Below are 18,954 nucleotides of genomic sequence, written 5' to 3'. Positions count from 1 at the left end.
AGTTACAAATGAAATCGAACAAATAACAACCAAAAAGTAGGGTTATTAATGTAAATAATTTTGTAAAAACTGCACTAATTCTCTACTCGGGAGTGGTTTTGAATACATAAAACCTTGCGCTTCTTCACATCCAGCTTTAATTAAATAATCTGCTTGGGCTTGGGTTTCTATACCTTCGGCAATAGTATGAAGTTTCATTTTTTTGCCTAGTGCAATGATTAATTCAGCAATGGCTTCGGCGTCTTCATTAGGGATATCTTTAATAAAAGCGCGATCGATTTTAATCCGATCTAGCGGTAGCTTTTGTAAGTAACTTAATGATGAAAAACCAGTACCAAAATCGTCAATCGCAATTTCAATTCCTAATGATTTTAATTCAGTTAATACCGCAATGACTGCGGTAGGGTCGTCCATTACTATACTTTCCGTGACTTCTAATTCAATAAAACCCGGTTCAACTTTATGCTCTGCAATTGTCTGTTTAACTTGTTTAACAAAATCAATATTGCGAAATTGTGGTACAGACACATTTACCGCCATCCGGATTTTATACCCAAGTGCTTCTAACTCTTTTTGCTGTTGGCAGGCTTGTGCTAATACCCATTGACCGATATCAACAATCAGGCCCGAGTACTCGGCTAATGGGACAAATACAACAGGGGATATAAATTGACCATCATCGGTTGGCCAGCGCAATAATGCTTCGCAACCAATCACTTTTTTAGTCGCTAAATCGATTTGTGGTTGATACCACACTTGGAGTTTCCCTTCGGAGAAGTCTTGACGTAATTGACGAATAATACCCAAACGCCAAGTCATTTTTTCTTCCATTTCAGGCAAGTAAAATTCGTAATTAAACTGCGACTGACTTTTTGCAAGATTCAGTGCTATATAACCAGTTTTTAATGTTTGCAAACCTGAAGGATCAAAATATTCCTCTTCACATATTCCCAAACTAAAGTTTATAGGTAAAAGATGCTCACCTGCTCTAAATGGTAAACTTAACAGCTGATTGATGTACTGCGGCGAAGTCACGTTACGTTCAATAACAATTGCAAATACATCTGCACCGATACGCGCTATAATTTGAGCGGACGGTAATTCAGCCTGCAATCGACTAGAAACTGCTTGCAGCAGCATATTGCCTACATCCTGCCCTAATCCATTGTTTATATCAGAAAATTTTTCAATGTCGATCAAATAAAGACGATGATTACGCCCTTTTCTGGCAGCAAAAGTTCCTATTTGCTCAACAAAATCAGTGCGATTAGAAAGCCCAGTCAAACTATCTGTATATGCTGCATCTTTTAAGCGATCAATCAATTTTACATTATCAAAACCCACTGACACATTAGTAAGGAAAATCTCTGCAAACTGTAATTGGGAGTCGGTCAATTTTTCATGTAGTTCAAGGTAAATAGCTGCGTTACGGCCACTGCAAGGCGCTAAAAAAGTAATATCGTGATCAGTTTGTTGATGTGCGCGCTGCGTTAAACATTGCTGTACTTGATGAATAATTCGGCCATTATCTAGCTGCTCAATACCTAAATCAAAATAGGAGCTGTATTCAAGAGAACCGCCAAGCACACTGACTTTATCTTCACTGTCGAGTACCCCACACAAAACACCTGAAGGCTCACAACCAAGCACCTCAGCAAGCTGCGTAATAACAGCCTTAGAGAAGTCTTTGATATCGCTGATACCTAAAATTGCTTTAGAGGCAGTAATAACATCTTTTAAACCATTACTTTGTTTTGCCATTTCGCGTAATTGTTGAAAAGATCGAATGGCTGTAATTAACGAAGTGACTAATTTACTGCGGGTAAGCTCAGTTTTAGTTTTGTAGTCATTAATATCGTATTGGCGAATAATACTTTCTTCTGGGGCGTAACCTGGTTGGCCAGTTCGTAAAATAATGCGAATATTATGATTATGAAGTTGATCGCGGATTTTTTTTACTGCGCATAAACCGGCATCATCGGTTTCCATCACCACATCAAGCAACACAACAGCAATTTCATGGTTAGAACTCAGGTATTCAACCGCCTCTTTACCAGAATAAGCATGATGAAAACGTAATGGCTTATCCCAAAATAGTACGCCAGATAAGGCAAGTTGGGTCACAGAGTGAATTTCAGGATCGTCATCAACAATCAAAACATCCCAGTACTCAGAATGCAGGATTTCTTGCTCAGGTTCATCTTCGCTTAAAAACAAAAACCCTTCTTGTTCAGTCTGAGTCATAGAGCTCCTAGGTGATAATGACGAATAACATTCTTTTATTCGAGCACTGCAAGCATTAGTAGTGAGTATATTAATATGATAGATAAAGATTATCTGCAATCATTATAGTTGAAACTAGCTAAAAAAAAGCGGATAACTTTACTCTCTGTTAATTTTTTTTCTATAACGAGACTTTTTTTCCAGCAATCGGAACGTAGTTAATACAAATCAACATCTTAACTTGAAAAATGACAATGATTATGGGACATAAAAAAACGTGCTGTTAAAATCAATTTTAAGACTTTTCACCCTACTTATCATACTCATTTTGGTGGTAGGCTTTTTTCTACCAACCCACTATAAGATAGAAAAATCAATTCAAATCGAAGCAACTGCGAGTGCATTAAATTACTGGCTATTCGATTTAAATAATTGGCCTACTTGGCAAGTTTTTCAAATGTTAAGCCCTGATTTAAATTTCGTTTTTGGCGAAAAAACTAAAGGTGTTGGGGCTTTTTTAGCGTGGCAAGGACCTTATCAAACGGGAGAGTTAACCTTTTCAAAAGTCGATGAAAGAAACATACAATTTAATGTTTTATTTAATGATGAGCATTTGGCTTTTGGCAATCTAAACATCGAGCCTATTATGCTGAAAAGTGATGTTACTAAACAATTAGTTAACTGGTCTTTAGAAGGTGAAATTAATACTCCGATCTTTGCTGGTTATTTAGCCTTATTTCATAATATTGTATTGTCTTCGGCTTTAGAGACTGGACTTAAAAACCTCCAAGCTCAAGCTGAAATAAACGCGCCACAAAGCACCTCAAATTTAAATGAGTTAACATTATGAAAATTTCAGCCGCCCATGAAACCTTGGCTCACATCATAAAGCGTAAATTAGGAAATCCTGTTGCTAAAAATAAAGCTGCAACTGTGGCACAGCAAAACAACCAAGTTGGCCAAAGCCATGGAGTGACACCTCAATATATCATTAATAGCACTGAGACTTTGCAACAACGCGCAAGTAAAAGACGCCAGCTTAGCCTCTTACGGCAACAGCAAAATATTGAAACAATCATGGCCTTAGCAATAGAATATTGCCCTCATGTCAGTAGTGATGAAGAACCCGATCCTGATTGGATTGAGCGTTTTATCGGTTTGGCCGAAGATACCTCAAATCAAGCCATGCAACAGCTTTGGGCTAAAATTTTAGCTGGCGAAACCATCAAACCAGGTACATTTTCCTACAAAAGCTTACTCGCACTAAAACAAATGACTTTAAAAGAAGCTGATGCTTTACAGCGGGCTGTTAGCATTGCAGGACGCTCAGCGCAAGATAGCAGCTGTTTGATTTTATTGGGTTATTATAAAAAACCTTCGCTCTTAAATTTATTTCGCTTACAAGGCAAAACAAATCTTAATTTGAGTAAGGCTGGCTTAAGTTTTCCAAATATTCTAACTCTAATGGATATTGCGGTATTTTATGATCAAGAAATTGAAAGTACGGAATTAAATATTGGCCAAGAGTACCGCTTGTTTTTCAAAAATACGGACTTAACATTAAGAGCTAAAAAAAATGGTTTAGTACTGACTTATTATAAATTCACTCAGACTGGAGACGAGCTAACAACGCTCTCAAATCCACAGCTAAATGCAAATTATAAACAACAACTTGATACGCTTTTTTCAGCTGACTTTGAGCTAATTTGGAGCAATTAAAAAGGCTGCAAAATGCAGCCTTTACATAGTTAAGCTTTAATAGAGCTTAAAAGTGAAATTGAATTCCGGCAAATGGTCCAGTCACTTCAAAATCAGTATAAAGATTATCTAAGTCATCTAGTTCAACAACTAACGAGCGGTAACCTACTTTTACAGCAACATCAACAGCCATATTATCAATAAATTCCCAAGCAACACCTACTTGATAATCCTGAATTTTACTATCACCAATTGATAACAAACTGCCTTCAGCAAAAATACTCAAGCCCGTAAATGGTAAACCTACTTGAGCGGCAGCATAAGCCATTGGCACATAACCCGAAAAGTCGGTTGAAACCGAAACTTCACCCGTTGTTTGCTCAACACCTTTAACTAAAATAGTGCCATCAAATTGTTTAGCGTTTATGCCTAAATCAATTGAGATCAAATCGTTATCAAAAATTTCATAATATAAAATCAAATCATTATGAGTAAAATCTGCGACGGTAGAAGCAGTAGTACCAATTTGAAAAACCGTATCTTCGAATTGAAAACCCGAAGTAAGCATCGTGTCGCCCATAATTTCTAATTCATTATGTTTTATTTTAATGTTTGGAATTAATGGGATTGGATGTTCAAGTGCGACATAAAAATTTGTAAACGTTTCATCTTCAAAATTAAAGGTTTGCAAATTACTATTTTGGGCAAAACTACCGGTACTTTTGGCTTGCCAAGCGTCTGCTCCTGCATACAAACCTAAAATTACATCAGCCTGTGCAAGCGGCGCTGCACATGCCATTGAAAGCGCTGCAGTTAAACATAATTTTTTCATTCTTTTATCCCTGAGCTAGTAGTTCTGTTAATTCAATTAATGCGGCATTTGCCCGTGAAATATAATTTGCCATAACAAGTGAATGATTGGCAACTAAACCAAATCCGCTACCATTTAAAATCATTGGACTCCAAACAGGATCTTGCGTGGCTTCTAATTCCCGAATAATTTGTTGTAAGCTAATTTTGGCATTTTTCTTTTCTAATACGTCGGCAAAGTCATACTCTACAGCCTGTAAAAAATGTAACAAGGCCCAAGCAGCACCACGAGATTCGTAAAATACATCGTCGATTTCCCACCATGATGTTTTAATTTGATTATCATTAGGCGCGTAAGTTGCTTGCTTAGCCGCACTGTCACCGGCCAAATCAGTATTTAAACGGTCTTGACCAACGCTTGCACTTAAACGTTGGCTTAAACTACCTAAACGCTTTTCGGCTTCTTTGAGCCAACCACGTAAATTATCGGCACGTGCGTAAAATTGAGCGTTGGTATTACTACGATTAGCGATATCACTGCGATATTTAATTAAAAAGTTTACACCTTTGCGATACTCACTTTCAGCACTAGGCCACGCCCAAGCATCTGAATTAATATTAAATTGAGGCTGCGCTTGTTTAAGCATTGCGTGCTCAGTCGATTGCGACTGAGAACGGCTTAAATCTTTGCGCATTGAAAGAGCTAAATCTCGACTCATTTCTAACGCGCCATATTCCCATGCAGGAATATTATCCATTAAAACCGAAGGTGGCATTACATCATTCGATAAATAGCCGCCAGGCTTGTCTAACAGCGTATTGACTACTTCAATCAAAGCCGTCGTTGTAGTATAACCAACTACCAATTCTTCATTGTTTTTTGCAGCCTGCTCAATAGCATACGCTTTAATATCGATTCTATCTGGCTCAAAACTCCAGTAGACAGCAACGATGTAATTAAGTAGTAATAACATCAAAAAAACCGCTAAAATTTTACCTTTGTGTTGATTCATATAATCTCCTAATGATGACTATGATCGTGCTCTTGGCGCATCAACGAAATGATCTGTCCACGAACAGTTATTTGCTCGCCATCACTAAATTTGAACGTTGCATCGGTCATTTCGCCGGCAACTGGAAGGCTGGTCGGCTCAAATAACATTAAATGTAGACCACCTGGTTGAAATACCACACTTTCTTGCGCTGGCACTTCAACTTGGCTTACTTGCTCCATTTTCATAAGACCATCAACATGTGAATGTTGATGTAATTCAGTGCGCTCTACACCTTTAATTTTTACTTCAATTAAGGTTTTTGCAGTTTCACTTTGATTAGATAACATAAAATACGCCACACTACTCACTGCACCAGGAATAAACTCGCGTACTTTAAGATTAGTAACAGATAATTGCTCAGCAAAACCATGGAAAGAAAAAAGCACTGCAGTTAGATACAACATTAACGTTTTCATAAGTAAGTCCCTCTTAATTGAAAGACTTATAATACCTCAGCAAACCTAGAGCTGCACCTACCAGTTAACGAGTTATTGGTTTTTTATCCGCGACAAGCAACCAAATGACTAACCCTATCAACAAAAATGGCCAAAAAATCGCTAAACCACTGGCAAACATTATTAGCGCCATCACAAATAAAACAGAACAAATAATGCCAAACACGCCTATGGCCAAAAATACACCTAACGCAATAACAGCAAAAATAGCGGCGACAATCACAGTAAATGCTAACATATTATCGAACAACGGAGTTTGATACATTTGGCTTGGTACTAAGCCATTGAAATCAATATCCAACAAGGCTTGTGGTGCATTGATACATAAAAGTAATGCCAAGCAGCCAATTATAAATAATACTTTCATTTGTGCTCCTCCCCCCGCTTTCGCGGGGTTTTGATTTTATGACTGACTGCCTAGTAATATTTTGCTGGTAAAATCATTGCTGCAACAAAATAACCAATTAACACAGGTACAGGAAAAACAAAAAACAGTAATAATGTCGCTAAACGAGTCGCCCAAACTGGGAAGTTATGGCCGTTGGCAATTCCAGCACAAACGCCTGATATTTTCTTATTTAGTCTATCTTTATAAAAAGACTGAGTATTTTCAAATCGATTCATAGTATTTCTCCTGACCACGGTGAAATTAAACGGCTGCTTTGTGAGCAACTTTTTCTTTTAACTTTGCTAGTTGCTCATCAATTTTGTCTGAACTTTCTAGTTCAGAAAATTGCGCCTGTAATGTTTTAGCTTGAGTTAACTCATATGATTCAACTTGTGCTTCAATATCATCAACTTTGCGCTCAATAAGCTCAAAACGCGCCATAGCGTCGGCAATCTTGTTACTATGAAGCTGCGAATTAACTTTTAAACGCGATGTTAATACTTGCTCACGCTGGGAGTAACTTTCTTGCTTTGCTTTTGCTTGAGTTAGCTTTTGCTGTAAAGCTTGGCTATCTTGCGTTAATTTATCTAACGTATGTTCAATGCGTCCTAATTCATCACTCAAAGCATCAGCCTGAAGGGTTGCATTATGTTTTTCAACTAATGCCGCTTTGGCCAAATCATCACGTTCTTTACTTACAGCAAGCTCTGCTTTTTCTTGCCAATATTGCGCACTTTGCTGGTAGTTGGCTTGAGTACGTTGCAACTCTTTTTTCTCAGCTAAAAACTTGGCTGATGTGCTACGGATCTCGACCAAGGTTTCTTCCATTTCTTGGATCATCAACTTTACTAATTTTTCAGGGTTTTCTGCTTTATCAAGCGCTGCAATCACGTTTGCTTGAACGATATCTGTAATACGTGTAAAGACTCCCATAGTATTCTCCTTATCAAATTGGCTAAAAAGGTCTTACCCTATTGCTATATCAAATGCTGTGCCAACTTAAGAATAAATTTAACTAAATGATTTTAAAGAAAAAAATAAAAGACACTATTAAACCTACAATACAAACTAATATCGAAAACTAAAATTTGGTTTTTTAAACCAATAAAATAGTGAAATTGACCAACTAAATAACAACGTGATTCAATTGCTACTTTTCACTATTAATTCATTTGTACTTACACCATCACTAAACAGCTACTTTTTCATTCACCGTATTCGAAATCACTTAGCTGAATAAGGTAGCTCTGAACTATTGGTTGGATTTAACGGGCAACGTTACTTGGATAAGAATTAAACTGAAGATAGGAATTAAAAACTAAAATAGAACTTAAAAAGAGGACGTTTTAAAAATAGAAATCATGCAACAGAGCATAATCGAATTAAAAGGGGTTTATTCTTGTTGATGCAATTTTTGATATACATTTACCATTGCAAAAGTACAAAACAAGCTTACTACGGGCAGAACAAAAAAATACGCAAGCGAATCTGGAAATAACATTAAGTGACTTACATCTATAAAATTTTCACAACCTTAAGTCAAACCAGCTTATTAGGTTAGATTTTGTGATAAACGGACAATTGACAGGATAGATGGTACATTTCAGCGTTCAAAACGATGATAAATAGCAAACACATACCGACTAACTTGCACACCAAAAAATGTAACCAATAAACTCAATACTGGAATTAATAAAATATTGAGCAAAAAGAAAGGCTGGATCATGATTGCACCTCATCTGCAGCTTTAACCAACGTTAAAGTCTGTGTTTGAGGTTTTGGGGCATTGACTTGTTGTTTTGAAATAGATAAAAAATCAAATTTTATAGTCTGATCACCGTCAATAAAACTTGAATAGTGTGCTGCGATAATTGAAATAACAGCTAAAATATGCGTTAACTTCAACATGGTAAAACTCCGTAATAAGTTAAAAATTCAGTTATTCTGAATTTATCTATTACAAAGCCCGTGCCAGATTGACAGAGAAAAATAACTAATTGAAATTAAAAGAAAAATAATTATTAGCGATTAGAGAAAAAGCATTAAAAGACTAAGTTAACCAATATTTTGTTAAATTCACTAAAACATAGCTTATTTAACATTAAACCAATCCCGAAATCGGGAGACTACTATCCCGATTTCGATACGATCATTGGTAAAATTATTCGGCAACAAACCCAAGCGCTTGCTCCATAACACTAATATCAGCGTCTTTTTTATGACCATTTTCAGAAAGATGACGTCTAAATGCTCGCCCACCCGGCACACCTTGAAATATTCCTAGCATATGTCGTGCAACATGCCAAAAACTCGCACCGCCAGTCATTTCAGCTTCAAAATAATCATACATCGCACGTACAGCCTGATGGCGAGATAATACTGGGGTAGATGCATCCCCATAAATAGCACTATCAACTTGAGTTAATAAATAAGGGTTAGCGTAAGCCTCTCGCCCCATCATAACACCATCAATAAATTGCAAATGCGCCAAGCTTTGTTCGATGGTTTTCACACCACCATTAATAGAAATATGAGTTTGGGGGTAATCTTTCTTTAGCTGATAGACACGCTCGTAATCAAGCGGTGGAATATCACGATTTTCTTTTGGGCTTAACCCGCTTAACCACGCTTTTCGGGCATGAATAATAAAATCATTACAATCCACTGCGATACAAGCATCTATTAAAGCACATAAAAATTCATAAGAGTCTTGATCATCAATACCAATACGGGTTTTAACCGTAACAGGCATGTTTGTTTGCTCTTTCATCGCAGCGACACATTGCGCCACCAAATTCGGTTCAGCCATTAAACAAGCGCCAAAGCGACCATTTTGCACGCGGTCTGACGGACAACCCACATTTAAATTAATTTCCTGATAACCACGTTCATCAGCCTGTTTTGCACATAATGCCAACGCAGCAGGATCCGACCCCCCTAATTGCAATGCAACAGGCTGCTCATGTTGACCAAAATGCAAATAATCACCACGACCATAAATAATCGCACCCGTTGTGATCATTTCTGTATAAAGCACAGCGTGTTGAGTTAATTTTCGATGAAATGTACGACAATGGCGATCAGTCCAATCTAACATAGGTGCAATACTGAACCGCCTAAACGCTGTATCTACTGTGTTTGCTGGGCTTGAGCCCTTATTTAATGGTTTATTCATAATCGTTCAGCTGCCCTGAATCCCTTGTAATTCCGTTGGGTTTTGTTATAGAGTGCCCCATATGGGCCCCTTTCGGGGTAGGACGATTCAATAACTTACGGTATTTACATGGCATCATTTAATATTGAAAAACGCGCTAAAGCTGACGGTTCTTTTAGCTACCGTTGCACTGTGCGCGTTAAAGATAATGGTGTAATGATACACCGAGAGTCTAAAACATTCAGTAAAAAAGAAGTCGCCCGGCAGTGGGGTTTAAATCTAACAAGCAAGATTGAACAAGATGGGGCCCTCAAAAAGTTAAAAGCGGTGCCCCTTGGGGCCCTTTTAAATTTGTACTTTAATGATCATGATTTATGGGCCAATACGGGGCGCACTAAACGCTATGTTATTAAAATGCTGATTGATTGCGATATTGCAAAAGTTTTAAGTAGCAATTTAAAAACCAGTGATTTAATTACGCATTGTAAAAATCGGCGCGATGCGGGCACGGGCCCCGCGACGATTTACCATGATATTGCGTATTTGCGAAGTGTGATGAAAAAAGCGGGGCCGGTGTTTAACATCGACGCGAACTATAAAATTTTTGAAGACGCTGTACCCGTGCTAATCGAAATGGGCTTGGTGGGCAAAAGCCAAAAGCGCACCAGGCGACCAACAGAAAACGAATTAGAGCGGCTTAAAAAAGGCTTAACAGAACGCATGAATTATCGCGCCAATGGTGAAGTGCGCATCCCTTATTTAGATATTTTAGAGTTTAGTATTTTAACGTGCATGCGTATTGGTGAAGTGTGCGCGCTGCGGTGGGACGATTTAAACCGCGACCACAAAACCATTTTAGTGCGTGACCGTAAAGACCCGCGCAAAAAAGAAGGTAATCACATGATTGTGCCATTGCTGGCAGGTTCGTTTGATATTGTGATGCGCCAACCCAAAACCACTGATCTGATTTTTCCGTTTAAATCGCGCTCGGTCACTGCAGGTTTTCAGCGTGTTCGTAATGAGTTGGGCATTGAAGATTTACGCTACCACGATTTACGCCGCGAAGGGGCAAGCCGATTATTTGAAAAAGGCTACTCGATTGAAGAAGTGGCCCAAGTGACAGGCCATCGTAACTTAAACATTTTATGGCAGGTTTATACGCAGCTGTTTCCGCATAAGTTGCATGATAAATTTTTAAGCGACTGATAAAAGTGCGCTAAGCGAACCAATAGGGCCTCGTATTTTTCCTTTTGAACTAAAGAATAACAAGAAAGAGTATGAGGAATCTTTATCCAATAGCTATTACTTTTGTTACGGCTATTAATACTGCTAATGATGAATAAAAGCCCCAAACGGAAAAGGACTTTATCGAATCCCATTGTAATTTAGACATATTGCCTTTGGGTGCTACGGAATAAAGATCCGTTTCTGTAAGGGATTTGCTATGAAGTTTAGAAATAAAGTCGTTATAAGAATTTCTAAACGCTTTTTCTAAAGCCAAATAATAAGCGTCTAAAGCAGCAAAAACGAAAGTAGGAAGCATGGCGATATAAGCATAGTCAGGCTTGCCTTTATCTGCAACAATCACAAGTACGGCAGAAACCAGAGTTACACACCAAGCCTTGCTTGCAGAACTATTCGATGCCATCCGTTGTATTACATTTTGTAGAATACCTAAATGTGTTTGAATAGATGGCGATTCGCCACTTATTGATAGGTTATCTGTTGTCTCTGACATTTTATCTCCGTTGAGTTATTGCAGCATCAACCCATGATTGCATTTTACGAGCAATATCATTATACGCATCGTCTGAACTTGGGTCATAGCAATTTATAAAACTAGAAAGCTTCATTCCATCATCAAAATAAAATATATCGAATGGATTAGTACCTTTTCGGCTTTTTCCATTTATTGGGCATTTAAGATTATGTATAAATATACAAAAAATAGGTCTGTTACTATTATATGCTTTTTCTATTTCATACCTTACCCAAGGTCGGTTAGAAGTATCTTCTCCAACTAGTACAATTACACATTGTTTATATTTAAAATTTCTATCAATCCATTTTTTTATTGCTGCGTCACCACCTCTTTTTACTGTTTCCCAATCATTAACAGAAACAGGTGTATTTCCTTCTAAAGCTCCAATATTCCGAACTTGTTGAACGCGCATAACATCATTTTCATAGTGGAAGCTAAAAAATACGGGCCTTCTGCCATTCAATGTTCTCCAGAAATAATTAATGTGCAATGCACATAACGGAACTGTAGTATTAGTCCAACAGCCAAATTTTTACTTAAAGCTGGATCGTACGATATACTTCATAAGTTTGACCATTGATGGGTTGTGAAACCTCTTTAAGAGTGAACATATCGTATATCAGTAAGTCATTCCTTGGCATAGTAAGCAGTTTAGAGCTTACATCGATAACTCGATTTTCTTCACCGAATGCTGTAACCCACTGGGCGGTTATTTTTTCAAAATCAGGGTAATACTGTCTTCCCTGCATAATTTTAAGCCCCAACAAGGCATCTAATTCTTTTAATTTTTGAAAAAGTTTAGATGGATGTAAAATAACTCTAATTTTTTCTTGTGAGTTAAATCTCTGCATCAGGAAAATGCACAAATCTATTAAAATCTCACAATGCTTCAACATAATAAGCACATTTTCAAGGACAAGATGATTAATGTAATTACTTCTAAATTGGAGTTCTTCTTTAACATTTCTTATCATAGATTGCCCCTCTTGATATATATCAAGAGGTAACCACTTTAATAGCAATGGATCATTCAAAGACCTCAATGAATTTTCACAAATTAAACCGACCCTTTGATATAGTAAAGCGAGCTCAAAATTGACTTTATTCAAGCTTGGCTCATTCTTAAAACTCCCCCATAGCTTTGTGATTAAAGTTTCAACTACTTTGTCATTACCCATTAACCTGTAGTCTAAGTAGCCAGTTGTATCTAGCAAAGTATCCATAGTTGAGTCATCTAATCTGATTGGAAGAATGTACTCCTTTGAACTGTTGAATGCGCGACTTTGTGCCGCTTTACGTTCATGGTTAGTCCATAAGCGTTTTTGATAATTTTCAGATACAAGCATTATGCAGTATTTGGAATTATCTCTATAAATCTTAATCAGATGCTCATAGAGATCTTTCCCCAAGAGGTCAGCTTGTTCGTCAAAGTCATAGAATACTGTAGCCCCGTATTGCTTTAGTTTGGCTACTATGGCTTCGGCCACCTTACGATCTTGTCCTGCAAAACTAATAGTAAAATCGTATTTCTTTTCATTGGTCATATTTTAAATACCATTTTTATTAAAGGGTTAAAATAAGAATAAGGACTATCACTCTTATTGCTAGGAAGTAAGTATCGGCTTAACGGCACAAAACAGAAGAAACAGATTACTGTTAGCAATACAGACGAACATTGCTAAACTTGGCCTAAAATTGTTTCAGCTACACTGGGCAAAAAGCCACATAGGCGCTAATAGATATATCTACTCTATAAGCAGAAAACTTATACTCCGTGCTTGTCCAACAATCGGATTAAGTCGCTGTTGCGCGCGACCTATGCTTGATTGTTAGTAATTAAATTATTTTTTCAAACTCTCGCCCAGTAACTCAAAAGCCTTTATCAATGCGGCCTCGCGGGTTTTGCCGCACTGGCTAAGAATGCTGTCAATGTGTGCCTTTTTTTCGGCTGCGGTCATTTCTGCGCTGTCACTAAAACGAACCGCACTAAAGCTTGGTGTACCCAATCGTTTAGCGCTGCGCTTTTGCTCTGCCCGTTGTTGTGCTGTTAGCTCTGTCATAATTAAACCCCGTTTGCTTTGATAGCGGTCCTGTGTTAAATCACGCTTCTACAACCCTAAATTGCGCCCGTCGATTCATCACCTCTTTTTCCGTGGGCGTTCCAACGAAAGCTATTAGCATCTCCATACCCCTAGCGTGAGCCGCGCTGAGTGATGCATGATGCAGCGTTAAACAACCTTTTGGCGCTTAAACGGAACACCTCATGGTCTCGTGGCGGCAGGTTGTGCTTTCCGTCTAACTTATATTGCCCACTCGTTGCCCATTCCTAATTGCCGGTAACATTCACCTGTAGGTACAGACGCTCCGTCGAAAAGCCGAAACGACGATAGTGCTGAATCCAAGCCCATCGGCACCCCGCTTCAAGTTCTTTTTCGGAGTTCGCTGCGAACTCCGCAGCCCAGCTAGTTTGGTTTTATACTCGTAGCCTTAACATATATACTCTCCCAATAAATGCCCGTTGCCCTAACCTCTGAGATGAACCTTAATGTGGGCGCACCCATAAAGCAAGCATTAAATCACTTTATTTTTAAATTTATTTTTAGGCAATAAAAAAGAGACTCTAAAAGTCTCTTTTTGTCCGTCCGCCAATCCGTGGCGATGAAAAAACAATAAATGTTTTTTATTAGCTTAGTCGATAATTTAAATAATACCTACCCCACTATTGGCTGTAACTGGTTTTTTAATCCGTCGGCTTGGCCTTTGTAGCCTGTGAATTGTGCGGCTTGGCTTGGGGGTTTGCCTGGTGGGTGGCTGTGGGTGGCTAATGTTTCGTTTGTGCTGCTTACCACGTTGATTAGCTCTAACAGTATTTGCACGGCGTTTACCGATTCATTGCCTAGCCACACGGTTGCGCCCTCTACCTTTGCCAGTTCTGCGGCTTTTGCGTGTAGGGTTTTGAGTGTTTCTAGGTTCATATTGTCATGGGCTTTTATATCTATTTGTTTTTGGCTACCCAGTAACAGCCCTTCGAGCGCGACTATCAAGGCTTTTTCACCGACTATGGTTTTTAATGCACCCATAATTTCGTTGATTTGGTTGCCGTCAATTTTTGTAATGTCGTGGGTGGCTATGCTGCAGGTTCTTTCGTGGTACTGCGCGGTTTTGCTGCGGGCACTTTCTAAATTGGTGTCGCTAGTTTGGTTTATTGCGCCGTCTGTTTGTAAATGCCAGTGGCCGTCGCGGCCTTGTAATTGGCTGCGCTCGTTTTGTTTTAATGATACGTCGGTGTGTTTATGCGTTGGCACAAGGCCGTGCCATGGTAATAAACTGGTGATCACGGGGTGACTATTTAACCCGTCAATATATTGTATTAAACAGTGCATACCTGGCGTGGGTTCGTTTATTAAACCCGCGTTGCTGGCTTGGCCTGTGGCTAACGTGACTTGCTCAAACATTGGCACATCAAGCGGTTGGTTGGTGTGCGGGCAAATTAGCACAATATCAGCGGCTTTAAATGGCCTAAACGCGGTGCTTAGTTCGCTTTGTGTTGTTGGTAAGTCGTAAATGTTTTCGATACGGGCCAACTGTGGCAGGTGCTTGCGCTGGCCAAGTTCGGGAAAGTAGCGCAATACTAGGCGTTTAATAGCTTGCTTGACCATCTGATCACCATTTTATTATTGATTAAGGTTACTTCGGTAATGTAGCGACCATTTATTTTTAACCCGGGCCTGAGTTTTGGCACTGCGATTAATTCGCCGGTGCTGGTGCCTGTGGCTTTTATTGTGTGCTCTGGAAAGTCGCTGATTGCGGCCAGTGGCCAACGTGAGTCGTGCCAACTGCCCACAAATATTTTGCCATCTGGCCGTTGTTGCCAAATGTAATCGGGGATTTGCCACACATGGCCAATTTGTTTTAGTGCTTCAATACCCGTGCCGTTGTGATAAAACGCGGGCACTTTGATTTGCATTATTTCGGTGTTCGGGGTGATAAATTCTAACCGGCTATCGAGTGCGGCCAGCACTTGGCTAATGGTTGCGTGGCGTATTGCAATCGGTGCGCTAAATGCAAGTGCACCCAATAGCTCGCGGCAGGTTAAAAACCAACGGCCATTGGCTAAATGTTTGGATTCAATCACACCTAAAAAATACGGTGTCATTGCGTCAATGGCATAGCCTAGTTGCAATTCAACTAGGCCGCTTGGCTCTTGCTCGCACACCACTTCAAACATGGCGCGGCCTGCGCTGTTTAAATCAAGTTGCACGGTTTTATTTACAATATTGGTAACGGGTTGGCCACCAATGTGCATTACATCGCTTAAGCGGGCGCTACTCATGGCCCCTCCGACGCGGCAAATTTTTGTTGTATTTGTTCGTGCGCGGTGGTCGCTTGCGGTGTGCTGTTGGTTGTTGCATCAAGCTGTTGTTGCTCACGTTCTGACACTGATCGCACTTCGAGCAAATTAAACGATACTTGCCAGCCCTTTAGCTCGTCGAGTTCAGTTGCTTTTATTTCACCGTCGAATTTTGCTTTACGCACTTTGTATGCGGTGGCCACTGAGTTGGTGATGGTATAAACCACCCGTGCGCCGTTTGCATCAATGGCTTTAGCTTTGGTAATAAGTTCCGCTAGTTCGATTTCATCAACAAACGGGATTTTAGTTTGTACGCTAAGCACTGCGGGTTTTACGCCGTTGTCGCTACTAAGTGCAAATGAGCCAAAACCGCTTAAGTCGTCGCCTGCTAATTTTATGCCTGCGCTGACTTTGGTTTCAAAACCTGGCACTTGCCACCCATCGATAGCTATCATAATAAATCCTTTATTGGCTGTAATGCTGCGCCATCACCCACAAAAATTACAAATGCCCAATGCTTGGCGTTGTTGCCTAGTTGGCTCACGCTTTGCGCTAACTGGCTGGCGCTGCCTGCATTAATGACGTGGCTGTTTATGTTTACGCGCTGCAAAGGCGTGGTTTGTAAGCGGCTTTGGCGCTGCGCTTTTAATTGCGCGGTTTGGTTTAGTGCATCATCAATGGTGCTGATTGCTTGTTGGCCCTCGGCATTAACCAATGCCAGCGATTTATTTTTAAAATCGGCGGCCACTAACGGCAAAGCGGTATTGTGCTGCGTTTGCCACTCAAGCGGCTGGCCTTGGTAGGTTGCAAATTTAGTTGTATTTAGCTGGCTATGGGCCCGTGCAAAATCGGCGGCATTAATAAAGCACGGCAATGGCCATGCGGTCTTTATTGCGTTTAGCTTTTGCAATAGCTGGCTTTGGCTGTTGGCTATGGCATACACCACCACGGCATTAAATGCGCTTGGGCAATCAATGCGGCTGTTGTCTTTAATTGCTTTTGCTAGTTCAAACGCGCCTGCTGCGCTGGTTAGCTCGGTTGGCGTGGCGTAGCTGTGTAAGCTTAAGCTGTGCACATTGTGTATGCGCTGGTTTAGTTGCTCTCGGCTCATGGTTAACCTTGCTTAAACAGTGTGGCGGGTGCACCGGTGGCAAGGGCATTTACCGCTATGCAATCAAACCAGCGATAGTTAAACCATGTTGGTTGCTGTGGCCGCTGGCTAAAACGGTTGTCGCTTACTGCTAATACCGCGCCGTTTTCGCCTAACAATACCGCCACGGCATGATCAAAATCATGCTCTTTTGGGCATACTTCGGTTGCAACACGGGCAATGGCAAGACAAGCCTTATCAACACCTGATAACAAAGCAAGTTCAAGCACGGTTAATGCGGCGTCTTCGCAATCGCCACGCATGGTTTGCCCTGCGTTAAATTGTGGTAATAAGCTGCGCCAATGTTCTGGCGTGCGGTATTGCTCACGGTCGGTCATGTACTCAAAACGCTGGCAACCATAAAACGCATGGTGTGCATTTTCAAATAGGGCTAGGTTCTGTTTGTTTGGCATGGCTTACGCTCGGTTGTAAATGTGTTTTGCACAGTGGGCTTTGCGGGTTGTGCTGGCAAAAACTTGGTACTGGCTGTTTGCTTCGTTTGGGCGTGAGTGTTGGCGGCGAGCTACAGCCCGCCACCAAAATGCACACAATAACCATTGCATGCGCTCGCATGTTACACGCTCGGCAACGCGGGGAACGGGTTAAACGCTTCGCCAAGGGCAATGTTTTGCTTTGTTACATCGCGTAATGCCTGGCGATATTGGCGCAACGCGCTTGAGTCTTGGGCTTGGTCGTCGGCTTTATTAATTAAAATATCGGCTTGGGTTAATAAGGTGCTGCGCACCTCGCGCACTTCGTCAAGGCTATTAAACACAGGCACCACGTTTGAAAAACCTTGGCGCTCTACATCAATACGAAATTGACATAAGTTGTTTAAGCGGCTTTGCTCTGCTTGTTGCGCTACATCAACACTAAATTCTTGGTTATTCATTTTTTTAAACTCCTGTTAGGGTGCGCATTGGTACGCTTGCACGGCTTAAATTCAAATGACTAATAACGCCAATTGGCTGAGTTGCGGGGTCTGAATTGAAAAAATATCGGCTAATTAAGTGCTTTCTATATTCAATGGTATCGCCATTAAAAAAACTGGCATTTTCATAAAAGCTAATAGGCTTGCCGCCTCCGAACCCAATCATTGTTCCTGTACCTTCTGACCTTGCATTAATCGCCATTAAACGTTCAAAAATAAAGTCGCAATGGTAAGATTCATAATCAATTTGCCCAGCTCCTGTTGCTACCCGCGCAAAGCTTGAACCTAAATCTAATACGCAAAACTCTAATGATACTTTTAAAGTACCGTTAAAATCAGTGCGGCTTATTAACCCTTGGAAATTATTGTTTTCAACAATTGGATTAAGTGAAGGAGTATCAAAACAGATACGCCATGCAATAAAATCTTTTAACCCATCAGGCATAAGGCCGTAAGCTGGCTGGTAATAAATATCCTCTTGTGCTGGCAGGTCAACTTTCGCCACATTTTTTACAATAGGTAAAATGCTCTTTAGTCTTATTGTATTATTACCATCACGGGCGGCGCCCTCTGGTCTGTAAAACTCATCATTGGGTACAGGGCCGTTATACCATTGCAGTAACAATAACTTTTCACATTTCATTACATGGTTAGTGTTTATGCTGTATTCGCGGCCATGGCCTTTTAAATATATAAACACATGCGCACCCATTTTTGATCGCACTAATGAAAGCGCTTTATCTAATGTTTTAAGCGGCGCGGCGGTTGTACCTGCGTTGGTGTCGTCGCCGTCTGTAGCATCAACATAAAGCTTAATTTCTTGATCGGGTGCTGATGAAATTGCTTGTTGTAGTAATGCTCTTGATTCGTTGCGTTCGCCCTGCCATTTGCCTAGCTCGGCTTGTACTGCATCGCTTAGTTGCGTGGTGCTGGCAACTAAGTTGCTGACTTCTTGTGTGAGTGTCGTCATTGCTGAT

The 18,954-nt window shown here is 40.1% G+C and carries 24 protein-coding genes; 3 read left to right on the top strand and 21 right to left on the bottom strand.

The annotated features are described in order from the left end of the window. Positions 1–45: 45 nt before the first annotated feature. Positions 46–2,244 carry a bifunctional diguanylate cyclase/phosphodiesterase gene (locus tag PTUN_RS03415; protein WP_009838295.1) on the bottom strand — a complete coding sequence of 733 codons (2,199 nt, stop codon included), beginning with the start codon at positions 2,242–2,244 and terminating at the stop codon, positions 46–48. Positions 2,245–2,500: 256 nt separating this feature from the next. Here PTUN_RS03415 and PTUN_RS03410 point away from each other — a divergent pair, with 256 nt between their 5' ends. Together PTUN_RS03410 and PTUN_RS03405 are read left to right on the top strand one after the other, a co-directional pair. Next, positions 2,501–3,073, top strand: a complete 573-nt coding sequence (locus PTUN_RS03410; RefSeq protein ID WP_040643819.1) for an SRPBCC family protein — start codon at positions 2,501–2,503, stop codon at positions 3,071–3,073. Further along, positions 3,070–3,942 carry a TIGR03899 family protein gene (locus PTUN_RS03405; RefSeq protein ID WP_009838293.1) on the top strand — a complete coding sequence of 291 codons (873 nt, stop codon included), beginning with the start codon at positions 3,070–3,072 and terminating at the stop codon, positions 3,940–3,942. The genes PTUN_RS03410 and PTUN_RS03405 overlap by 4 nt, the downstream gene beginning before the upstream one ends. Before the next feature lie 46 nt (positions 3,943–3,988). Here PTUN_RS03405 and PTUN_RS03400 read toward each other — a convergent pair whose 3' ends face one another. The 9 genes from PTUN_RS03400 to dusA all read right to left on the bottom strand — a co-directional run bounded on the left by PTUN_RS03400 (position 3,989) and on the right by dusA (position 9,804). Then, complete coding sequence (locus PTUN_RS03400; RefSeq protein ID WP_009838292.1) at positions 3,989–4,753, bottom strand: TIGR04219 family outer membrane beta-barrel protein; 765 nt, start codon at positions 4,751–4,753, stop codon at positions 3,989–3,991. 4 nt (positions 4,754–4,757) lie between these two features. Beyond that, a complete protein-coding gene (locus tag PTUN_RS03395) occupies positions 4,758–5,744 on the bottom strand; it encodes a DUF2333 family protein (protein ID WP_009838291.1) in 987 nt (328 codons plus the stop codon). An 8-nt stretch (positions 5,745–5,752) separates the two neighbouring features. Beyond that, the gene (locus PTUN_RS03390; RefSeq protein ID WP_009838290.1) at positions 5,753–6,202 is read right to left on the bottom strand and encodes a copper chaperone PCu(A)C; all 450 of its coding nucleotides are present in this window, start codon (positions 6,200–6,202) and stop codon (positions 5,753–5,755) included. A 64-nt stretch (positions 6,203–6,266) separates the two neighbouring features. Then, positions 6,267–6,608, bottom strand: a complete 342-nt coding sequence (locus PTUN_RS03385; RefSeq protein ID WP_009838289.1) for a hypothetical protein — start codon at positions 6,606–6,608, stop codon at positions 6,267–6,269. Between the two features lie 50 nt (positions 6,609–6,658). Continuing rightward, a complete protein-coding gene (locus PTUN_RS03380) occupies positions 6,659–6,865 on the bottom strand; it encodes a PspC domain-containing protein (RefSeq protein WP_009838288.1) in 207 nt (68 codons plus the stop codon). Between the two features lie 25 nt (positions 6,866–6,890). Then, complete coding sequence (gene pspA / locus PTUN_RS03375) at positions 6,891–7,562, bottom strand: phage shock protein PspA (protein WP_009838287.1); 672 nt, start codon at positions 7,560–7,562, stop codon at positions 6,891–6,893. A gap of 670 nt (positions 7,563–8,232) precedes the next feature. After that, the gene (locus PTUN_RS22385) at positions 8,233–8,355 is read right to left on the bottom strand and encodes a hypothetical protein (protein ID WP_009838286.1); all 123 of its coding nucleotides are present in this window, start codon (positions 8,353–8,355) and stop codon (positions 8,233–8,235) included. Continuing rightward, positions 8,352–8,537: a hypothetical protein gene (locus tag PTUN_RS03370; protein WP_009838285.1), complete on the bottom strand. Its 186-nt coding sequence runs from the start codon at positions 8,535–8,537 to the stop codon at positions 8,352–8,354. Before PTUN_RS03370 ends, PTUN_RS22385 begins: the two co-directional genes overlap by 4 nt. A gap of 253 nt (positions 8,538–8,790) precedes the next feature. After that, positions 8,791–9,804: a tRNA dihydrouridine(20/20a) synthase DusA gene (dusA, locus tag PTUN_RS03365; RefSeq protein WP_009838284.1), complete on the bottom strand. Its 1,014-nt coding sequence runs from the start codon at positions 9,802–9,804 to the stop codon at positions 8,791–8,793. A 108-nt stretch (positions 9,805–9,912) separates the two neighbouring features. On the opposite strand from dusA, the gene PTUN_RS03360 reads away from it, so the two are divergent. Beyond that, positions 9,913–10,989, top strand: a complete 1,077-nt coding sequence (locus PTUN_RS03360) for a site-specific integrase (protein WP_009838283.1) — start codon at positions 9,913–9,915, stop codon at positions 10,987–10,989. Between the two features lie 82 nt (positions 10,990–11,071). On the opposite strand, the gene PTUN_RS03355 is transcribed toward PTUN_RS03360, so the two are convergent. The 11 genes from PTUN_RS03355 to PTUN_RS03305 all read right to left on the bottom strand — a co-directional run bounded on the left by PTUN_RS03355 (position 11,072) and on the right by PTUN_RS03305 (position 18,947). Then, positions 11,072–11,521, bottom strand: coding sequence for a hypothetical protein (locus tag PTUN_RS03355; RefSeq protein WP_009838282.1), 450 nt, complete (start codon positions 11,519–11,521; stop codon positions 11,072–11,074). Between the two features lies 1 nt (position 11,522). Continuing rightward, positions 11,523–12,008, bottom strand: a complete 486-nt coding sequence (locus PTUN_RS03350; protein WP_040643817.1) for a TIR domain-containing protein — start codon at positions 12,006–12,008, stop codon at positions 11,523–11,525. A gap of 73 nt (positions 12,009–12,081) precedes the next feature. Continuing rightward, positions 12,082–13,089 (bottom strand): TIR domain-containing protein, encoded by a 1,008-nt coding sequence (locus PTUN_RS03345; protein ID WP_009838280.1) that lies wholly within the window; start codon positions 13,087–13,089, stop codon positions 12,082–12,084. Positions 13,090–13,386: 297 nt separating this feature from the next. Next, positions 13,387–13,605: a hypothetical protein gene (locus tag PTUN_RS03340; protein WP_009838279.1), complete on the bottom strand. Its 219-nt coding sequence runs from the start codon at positions 13,603–13,605 to the stop codon at positions 13,387–13,389. Between the two features lie 651 nt (positions 13,606–14,256). Further along, positions 14,257–15,204, bottom strand: coding sequence for a hypothetical protein (locus PTUN_RS03335; protein WP_009838278.1), 948 nt, complete (start codon positions 15,202–15,204; stop codon positions 14,257–14,259). Next, positions 15,177–15,878 (bottom strand): hypothetical protein, encoded by a 702-nt coding sequence (locus PTUN_RS03330; RefSeq protein WP_009838277.1) that lies wholly within the window; start codon positions 15,876–15,878, stop codon positions 15,177–15,179. The genes PTUN_RS03335 and PTUN_RS03330 overlap by 28 nt, the downstream gene beginning before the upstream one ends. Continuing rightward, positions 15,875–16,351 (bottom strand): baseplate complex protein, encoded by a 477-nt coding sequence (locus PTUN_RS03325; RefSeq protein WP_009838276.1) that lies wholly within the window; start codon positions 16,349–16,351, stop codon positions 15,875–15,877. The genes PTUN_RS03330 and PTUN_RS03325 overlap by 4 nt, the downstream gene beginning before the upstream one ends. Then, the gene (locus PTUN_RS03320; protein ID WP_009838275.1) at positions 16,348–17,007 is read right to left on the bottom strand and encodes a hypothetical protein; all 660 of its coding nucleotides are present in this window, start codon (positions 17,005–17,007) and stop codon (positions 16,348–16,350) included. Before PTUN_RS03320 ends, PTUN_RS03325 begins: the two co-directional genes overlap by 4 nt. Before the next feature lie 2 nt (positions 17,008–17,009). Beyond that, complete coding sequence (locus PTUN_RS03315) at positions 17,010–17,459, bottom strand: hypothetical protein (protein ID WP_009838274.1); 450 nt, start codon at positions 17,457–17,459, stop codon at positions 17,010–17,012. Positions 17,460–17,620: 161 nt separating this feature from the next. Next, positions 17,621–17,938, bottom strand: a complete 318-nt coding sequence (locus PTUN_RS03310; protein WP_009838272.1) for a phage tail assembly chaperone — start codon at positions 17,936–17,938, stop codon at positions 17,621–17,623. Between the two features lie 4 nt (positions 17,939–17,942). Then, entirely contained in the window at positions 17,943–18,947 is a 1,005-nt protein-coding gene (locus PTUN_RS03305; RefSeq protein WP_009838271.1) for a hypothetical protein, read from the bottom strand. Between the last annotated feature and the right edge of the window lie 7 nt (positions 18,948–18,954).

It is taken from the genome of Pseudoalteromonas tunicata (assembly GCF_002310815.1).
GTDB lineage: Bacteria > Pseudomonadota > Gammaproteobacteria > Enterobacterales > Alteromonadaceae > Pseudoalteromonas > Pseudoalteromonas tunicata.
This window is presented reverse-complemented; position numbering and strand designations above follow the sequence as displayed.

Bases quoted from the DNA above. Each gene is read 5' to 3' on its own strand.
- PTUN_RS03340 (WP_009838279.1), bottom strand. From the start codon at position 13,605: ATGACAGAGCTAACAGCACAACAACGGGCAGAGCAAAAGCGCAGCGCT.
- PTUN_RS03380 (WP_009838288.1), bottom strand. From the start codon at position 6,865: ATGAATCGATTTGAAAATACTCAGTCTTTTTATAAAGATAGACTAAAT.
- PTUN_RS03305 (WP_009838271.1), bottom strand. From the start codon at position 18,947: ATGACGACACTCACACAAGAAGTCAGCAACTTAGTTGCCAGCACCACG.
- PTUN_RS03325 (WP_009838276.1), bottom strand. From the start codon at position 16,351: ATGATAGCTATCGATGGGTGGCAAGTGCCAGGTTTTGAAACCAAAGTC.
- PTUN_RS03330 (WP_009838277.1), bottom strand. From the start codon at position 15,878: ATGAGTAGCGCCCGCTTAAGCGATGTAATGCACATTGGTGGCCAACCC.
- PTUN_RS22385 (WP_009838286.1), bottom strand. From the start codon at position 8,355: ATGATCCAGCCTTTCTTTTTGCTCAATATTTTATTAATTCCAGTATTG.
- PTUN_RS03385 (WP_009838289.1), bottom strand. From the start codon at position 6,608: ATGAAAGTATTATTTATAATTGGCTGCTTGGCATTACTTTTATGTATC.
- PTUN_RS03370 (WP_009838285.1), bottom strand. From the start codon at position 8,537: ATGTTGAAGTTAACGCATATTTTAGCTGTTATTTCAATTATCGCAGCA.
- PTUN_RS03355 (WP_009838282.1), bottom strand. From the start codon at position 11,521: ATGTCAGAGACAACAGATAACCTATCAATAAGTGGCGAATCGCCATCT.
- pspA (WP_009838287.1), bottom strand. From the start codon at position 7,562: ATGGGAGTCTTTACACGTATTACAGATATCGTTCAAGCAAACGTGATT.
- PTUN_RS03320 (WP_009838275.1), bottom strand. From the start codon at position 17,007: ATGAGCCGAGAGCAACTAAACCAGCGCATACACAATGTGCACAGCTTA.
- PTUN_RS03400 (WP_009838292.1), bottom strand. From the start codon at position 4,753: ATGAAAAAATTATGTTTAACTGCAGCGCTTTCAATGGCATGTGCAGCG.
- PTUN_RS03405 (WP_009838293.1), top strand. From the start codon at position 3,070: ATGAAAATTTCAGCCGCCCATGAAACCTTGGCTCACATCATAAAGCGT.
- PTUN_RS03415 (WP_009838295.1), bottom strand. From the start codon at position 2,244: ATGACTCAGACTGAACAAGAAGGGTTTTTGTTTTTAAGCGAAGATGAA.
- PTUN_RS03335 (WP_009838278.1), bottom strand. From the start codon at position 15,204: ATGGTCAAGCAAGCTATTAAACGCCTAGTATTGCGCTACTTTCCCGAA.
- PTUN_RS03360 (WP_009838283.1), top strand. From the start codon at position 9,913: ATGGCATCATTTAATATTGAAAAACGCGCTAAAGCTGACGGTTCTTTT.
- dusA (WP_009838284.1), bottom strand. From the start codon at position 9,804: ATGAATAAACCATTAAATAAGGGCTCAAGCCCAGCAAACACAGTAGAT.
- PTUN_RS03390 (WP_009838290.1), bottom strand. From the start codon at position 6,202: ATGAAAACGTTAATGTTGTATCTAACTGCAGTGCTTTTTTCTTTCCAT.
- PTUN_RS03310 (WP_009838272.1), bottom strand. From the start codon at position 17,938: ATGAATAACCAAGAATTTAGTGTTGATGTAGCGCAACAAGCAGAGCAA.
- PTUN_RS03315 (WP_009838274.1), bottom strand. From the start codon at position 17,459: ATGCCAAACAAACAGAACCTAGCCCTATTTGAAAATGCACACCATGCG.
- PTUN_RS03345 (WP_009838280.1), bottom strand. From the start codon at position 13,089: ATGACCAATGAAAAGAAATACGATTTTACTATTAGTTTTGCAGGACAA.
- PTUN_RS03395 (WP_009838291.1), bottom strand. From the start codon at position 5,744: ATGAATCAACACAAAGGTAAAATTTTAGCGGTTTTTTTGATGTTATTA.